Origin of the sequence: Peribacillus sp. NPDC058002 (genome assembly GCF_042886655.1) — a bacterium.
Lineage (GTDB): Bacteria > Bacillota > Bacilli > Bacillales > DSM-1321 > Peribacillus > Peribacillus aracenensis.
This window is the reverse complement of the sequence record NZ_JBHVQU010000242.1, coordinates 1-5,123: the sequence shown is the minus strand read 5'-3', so window position 1 is coordinate 5,123 and position 5,123 is coordinate 1. Positions and strand designations below refer to the sequence as shown.

General features: G+C 34.3%; 8 protein-coding genes. 4 read left to right on the top strand and 4 right to left on the bottom strand.

The genetic code is table 11. The annotated features are described in order from the left end of the window. Positions 1–217: 217 nt before the first annotated feature. Positions 218–376 carry a hypothetical protein gene (locus tag ACFVSH_RS22635; RefSeq protein ID WP_387707944.1) on the bottom strand — a complete coding sequence of 53 codons (159 nt, stop codon included), beginning with the start codon at positions 374–376 and terminating at the stop codon, positions 218–220. A 305-nt stretch (positions 377–681) separates the two neighbouring features. On the opposite strand from ACFVSH_RS22635, the gene ACFVSH_RS22630 reads away from it, so the two are divergent. Together ACFVSH_RS22630 and ACFVSH_RS22625 are read left to right on the top strand one after the other, a co-directional pair. Beyond that, positions 682–939 (top strand): hypothetical protein, encoded by a 258-nt coding sequence (locus ACFVSH_RS22630; RefSeq protein ID WP_387707942.1) that lies wholly within the window; start codon positions 682–684, stop codon positions 937–939. After that, positions 921–1,757: an alpha/beta fold hydrolase gene (locus ACFVSH_RS22625; protein WP_387602731.1), complete on the top strand. Its 837-nt coding sequence runs from the start codon at positions 921–923 to the stop codon at positions 1,755–1,757. Before ACFVSH_RS22630 ends, ACFVSH_RS22625 begins: the two co-directional genes overlap by 19 nt. Positions 1,758–2,266: 509 nt before the next feature. On the opposite strand, the gene ACFVSH_RS22620 is transcribed toward ACFVSH_RS22625, so the two are convergent. Next, complete coding sequence (locus ACFVSH_RS22620) at positions 2,267–2,896, bottom strand: YczE/YyaS/YitT family protein (protein ID WP_387707940.1); 630 nt, start codon at positions 2,894–2,896, stop codon at positions 2,267–2,269. A 2-nt stretch (positions 2,897–2,898) separates the two neighbouring features. After that, a complete protein-coding gene (locus tag ACFVSH_RS22615; protein ID WP_387602726.1) occupies positions 2,899–3,594 on the bottom strand; it encodes a YjjG family noncanonical pyrimidine nucleotidase in 696 nt (231 codons plus the stop codon). A 77-nt stretch (positions 3,595–3,671) separates the two neighbouring features. Here ACFVSH_RS22615 and yeiL point away from each other — a divergent pair, with 77 nt between their 5' ends. Together yeiL and ACFVSH_RS22605 are read left to right on the top strand one after the other, a co-directional pair. Next, on the top strand, positions 3,672–4,343 hold the full coding sequence (gene yeiL / locus ACFVSH_RS22610) for a transcriptional regulator YeiL (protein ID WP_387602723.1): 672 nt from the start codon (positions 3,672–3,674) through the stop codon (positions 4,341–4,343). 283 nt (positions 4,344–4,626) lie between these two features. Next, positions 4,627–4,776 carry a hypothetical protein gene (locus ACFVSH_RS22605; RefSeq protein ID WP_387602720.1) on the top strand — a complete coding sequence of 50 codons (150 nt, stop codon included), beginning with the start codon at positions 4,627–4,629 and terminating at the stop codon, positions 4,774–4,776. A gap of 44 nt (positions 4,777–4,820) precedes the next feature. Here the strand turns inward: ACFVSH_RS22605 and ACFVSH_RS22600 are convergent, their stop codons facing one another. Further along, positions 4,821–5,072: a hypothetical protein gene (locus ACFVSH_RS22600; RefSeq protein WP_387602718.1), complete on the bottom strand. Its 252-nt coding sequence runs from the start codon at positions 5,070–5,072 to the stop codon at positions 4,821–4,823. Between the last annotated feature and the right edge of the window lie 51 nt (positions 5,073–5,123).

Genomic DNA, 5,123 nt, shown 5'->3' with positions numbered 1-5,123 from the left:
AATCAACCTTAAATCGTTTAGTTTTTAAAAACAACAATCTTTACGAAAAGAGCCAAGAGATAAGAATAAGAGAACGGAGAGTGAAAGGAAGAGGGCCGAATTGTATGCATGAAGTAATAGATATGATTTATTTACAAGAAAACTTAATTTGACCTTGTTTTTACTCTTTTTAAAATTTGCGTTAAAGCATATAAAAGACCACTCTCAGAGTGGTTTTTTAATCCCGCATTGCTCCTGCCTCTCGGGAAGTCATTGCACCTTGTCCTTCGATTACATCTTTTTGAATTTCTTGTTTTACTTTTTGTGCATCAGTTCCTGAAAATCCTGGTTTCATGATTGAACCCGAATTCTTTTTAGCTTGTTGATCCTGTTGCATGCAAGTCCTCCTTAATCCATTGTTTAACACTCTTATTATTCACAAATGGCACTTAGTATATTCCGGGATTTGAGCGGATTTTAATTCTTGATTGCAGCCCTTTGTCTTTCCTATTGTTCAATTCTTTTCATCCAGACGTTATAGTAACGGAACCCATACACAAAAAGCCCTAGATTCTATTGAATTCAAGGCTTTTCGAAATGTAATCTCATTTTCGTTTGGCTTTTTTATACCATTATTGGTACCTATTCCCACACCTGGTGAAGTATAGTATCATGAATAGGTATGACAAACAAGGAGGGGATATGACCAAAACCATTGGCCTTATTTGTGCTAGTTTACGCAATAATTCTTATAATCGAATCATTGGCAGTCATGGATGGTTCAGCCCATTTCGTTGTTACAAAAAAGAGAAAATGAATCATCGGAACAAAAGGATTATTATGCTTGGAGTCCGCAATATAAAACGTGAAATAGGCTACGGGATTCATCCGTATTATTGGAGAATAGGATATATATCGGAATATTTCTGGGAGGTAGAAAAATGGCGAAAATTACTGTAGGAACCGAAAACGAAACACCGATTGAACTATATTATGAGGACCATGGTAGAGGGAAGCCGGTAGTATTAATTCACGGTTGGCCATTAAGTGGCCGATCTTGGGAATATCAAGTTCCTGCTCTCGTTGAGGCTGGATACAGAGTCATAACTTATGACCGTCGAGGGTTCGGTAACTCTTCGCAGCCATGGAACGGTTACGATTATGACACATTCGCTACTGATTTACACCAGTTACTGGAGCATTTGGATATCCAACGTGTGACACTGGTCGGATTTTCTATGGGGGGTGGAGAAGTAGCCCGCTATATCGGAACTTATGGAACAGATAGAGTAGAGAAGGCTGTATTTGCAGGAGCTGTACCACCATTTCTTTACAAGTCAGCAGAACATCCTGAGGGAGCATTTGATGATGCAGACATTCAAGGATTGGAAAATGGAGTGAAAAATGATCGCCTGGCATTTCTTGATGAGTTTACGAGAGGATTTTTTTCTGCTGGAGATCGAACAGACTTAGTCAGTGAACCATTCCGACTTTACAATAGGGATATTGCAGCGGGTGCATCGCCTAAAGGGACACTGGATTGTATCGCTGCTTTCAGCAAAACGGATTTCAGAGGGGATTTAGCCAAGTTTAATATACCTACCCTCGTTCTTCATAGTGATTCAGATGCAATTGTTCCATTTGAAAATAGTGGGAAGCAGACACATGAAGCAATTCCTGATTCAAAGGTAACTTTAATAAAGGGTGGTCCACATGGGTTCAATGCAACACATGCCAAAGAATTTAATGAAGCACTGCTAACATTTTTAAAGGGCTAATTACAACTATCTGTAAATCGTTGGAAACTGATCGATAGAAATCGTTTTTTTGATAAATTCAACAATGAATATAACAGAGCCACTTTAAAAATGGGTCGTTTGTTTTTTAAGGAAGACAAAAAGGGTCAGCGTTTTATATAAAAGATCAATCCAATTTAATATAAATAAAAGGGCGTGTTTTGATTATTTTTTTTCAAAACATGCCCTTTCTATTTAGAAGAGTATACGTTTATCAACAATCTGGGGCGATTGCTGGACATTGGGAAGTCACTTTTTTACTAGTCGGATCCGAATTGGATGAAAATAATTAAGAAACCCAGCTAATCTTCTCATGTGAAGGAAGCTCAGTTCCAGGGCTGCCATTTGGCAGCCTTTTTGCTTAATGAGCTAAAGGGGCAGGTTAGTTCGACTGTAGTTTTACAAAAAAGATTGATCATTTATATTAAAGTTTGATAAAAATAGCCTCCTTGGATTCTTATCCGTAAGAGGTTATTTTTTAGTTATGCTTTTTATTGAGTTTTAGGTTTCTGCTGATATTTTTTAAATTTCAATCGTGTATAAGAAATAATGCCGGACAATAAGAAGAAGCTGATAATCGTTCCTTCCCGAATATTGATTGGTAAATTGTATAGTAGTGATATTGTTATTGATAGAATAATGGAGAATAAATCGACACAATATCTGTATTGAGAGAAAGGGCGTTTTGTTAATTCGGCTATTTGTAAACATAAACTTTCAATAGGAAAAGGAATAATATCTAATGATAAAATAATGCCTGTTGCTCCACCGGCTAGTATCGCACCGAAAATAAATAGTCCGATTCTTACTAAATAATTCTCTACGTGAATCGTACCGAAAATAGTATAGAGGAAAAAATTAATAACCATTCCAAAGAACAAGATGGAAATGAACATCAAAGTGAATTTTCTAAAATCCCTTTTTTCGCATAGGCAGATATAACCGAATAGAAAAATGAGATTTGCAATGAATGTAATTGTGCCAACTTTGATGGAAGTCCATTCAGATATGGATAAATTCATCGCATTAAAACTGCTGACACCAACATCGGCTTTTAATGTAAGACTAATGCCAATAGCACTTACTATATAGAGTAGAATTGATTCAATTACATTTTTCATGATTATTGCTCTAATATGTCCATTATTTGCATTAAATTTGGTATCGTATATGTGCTCTTAGGTAAACATGATTTAGGCATGCTTCTCTTAGGGTTAAACCATACACAATCAATTCCGGCATTGATAGCTCCTTGAATATCCGATGTTAAACGATCACCTATCATTAAAAATTCTTCTTTACGATTTGTATGCAGGGCATCAAAAATATAGTAAAAGAAATGGGGATTCGGTTTTTCATAACCAATTTCTTCTGAGATAAAAAGATGTTCAAAATATCCTTGTAGCTTGGCACCTCCTAATCTTTTTCTTTGAGTCTTTCCTACACCGTTTGTTCCAATATATAATTTATAATCTTGCTTACTTAAAGCATTTAATAATTCATGTGCATGGATAATGGTCTTATGTCCTTGGTTTAAATGCTCACGGTACATAGCTTCAACTTTTGCTCCGTTTTCATCTATATGAAATTCCTTCAAAAAAAGTGAAAAACGCGTTGTCAGCACTTCTTCACGAGAAATCAAGCCTTCCTCTAATTGATGCCATAATCCATCATTAATGCGCTTATAACATGCAATGGTTTGTTTGTTATAGGGCAACTCGTACAGCGTAATAATTTGTTTTAAAGCCTTTTCTTCTGAATCTTGAAAATCAAGTATCGTATCATCTAAGTCAAAAATAATATGTTTGTATTTGTTCATTCCTATCCACCCCTTGGTAGTAATATATCGAAGGTAAGAATATAATAATAGGAGATATCTCATATTGAGGTGATAAAATGGAAAGAATCAATTTGAAGGATTACGCTGAAAATTTTGCAGATATATATAATGATATTCAAGAAACTTTTCCGAAAGCAGTTTTACATCAGGCTTTTATTTGTAAGTTTTCTTCTAATGAATATATAGTGCGCTTTGATGAAGATATTCAGTACTTATTTTTATTATTGGATGGGCGGGCAAAAATATATATAGTACACGAAAATGGAAAACGTGCGCTGATTCAGTTCCTAAAGAAAGATGATTTTATTGGTGAATTATCCTTGATTGAGGTGGAAAAGGATTTAAAAGATGTTGTGGCTATAAATGACTGCACTTGCTTAGCGGTTCCATTGGCTTCATCGAAAGAGCATCTGTTAAATGACAATCTTTTTCTCCATAATTTATCAAAATATTTAGGTGATAAATTACTTAAAAGAACAGATCATTACACAGCTATGCAGGATTATGAATTCAAAAATCGATTGGCCAAATATATTCTTCAAATAGAAAACGATGGATGCTTTCAAGAGAAGCATACCGAAACAGCAGAATACGTGGGGGTAAGCTATCGACATTTATTATACACACTTAACCAATTCCATGAAGACGGATTATTAGAGAAAAAAGGAAGGAAATATTTTATCATTAATAAAGAAAAGTTAGAAAGATTGAGTTCAAAAAAGGATTAATGTAGTATGAGTTGATAACTTGAAATATAAATATCACAGAAACGAATACTGCTTATAGAATTATTGAGGCTTATGCAGTGTGTCAAGGCATTTTATTTTGATTATAGCAATGAAATGAATACCATTTGGCGATGAATTATTTTACTAAGTTTTTAATGTTTTTACTGATATATGCAAAGTTAGCAGTACACTAATAATGTAATAAGGTTTACTTCAGTAAAATAAGGTATATTATATTTGTTGAATAGATTCTCTTTAGAGACAAGAAAAGTAGGTGAACAAAGTGGGAAAATATCAATTGGATACCAAAGGTAAGGTAGCTGTGACAAAGTATCATGAAAAACAGACGCCTGCCAAATTTGATAAAAAGCAGCAACTTGAAAAAATACGTGCAGAGTATTTGAAAAAGAAGCAAAAACAAACAGATAAATAATATGAATGAAAACATAGGAAGACTAAAATCTTCCTATGTTTTTCTTATTCGGAGTTCTTTTTCAATTGATGATAGAGTTTATTATTCCCATAAATTTCAGATTCGGTGACAAAAAACTCGTCATCAGATGTCCATTCCTCACTAAAAATTTCAGTAGCAGAATCAATAGACCAGCCGTTATTTTGGATACACCAGTAATCTTCAGCAGAAATTTTTAAAACATTTGGATACTCACTTGGCTTAGGTAGCTGAATAAAAAGATAAGTCTCGATCTTTTCAGCAAGATACTTTTTCAACACCCCACACTCAAAGAAAGTCAGGGAATACGTGCTTTACATCAATAAGTA

Coding starts and splice junctions, on each gene's coding strand:
- ACFVSH_RS22635 (WP_387707944.1), bottom strand. CDS start 376: ATGCAACAGGATCAACAAGCTAAAAAGAATTCGGGTTCAATCATGAAA.
- ACFVSH_RS22630 (WP_387707942.1), top strand. CDS start 682: ATGACCAAAACCATTGGCCTTATTTGTGCTAGTTTACGCAATAATTCT.
- ACFVSH_RS22625 (WP_387602731.1), top strand. CDS start 921: ATGGCGAAAATTACTGTAGGAACCGAAAACGAAACACCGATTGAACTA.
- ACFVSH_RS22620 (WP_387707940.1), bottom strand. CDS start 2,896: ATGAAAAATGTAATTGAATCAATTCTACTCTATATAGTAAGTGCTATT.
- ACFVSH_RS22615 (WP_387602726.1), bottom strand. CDS start 3,594: ATGAACAAATACAAACATATTATTTTTGACTTAGATGATACGATACTT.
- yeiL (WP_387602723.1), top strand. CDS start 3,672: ATGGAAAGAATCAATTTGAAGGATTACGCTGAAAATTTTGCAGATATA.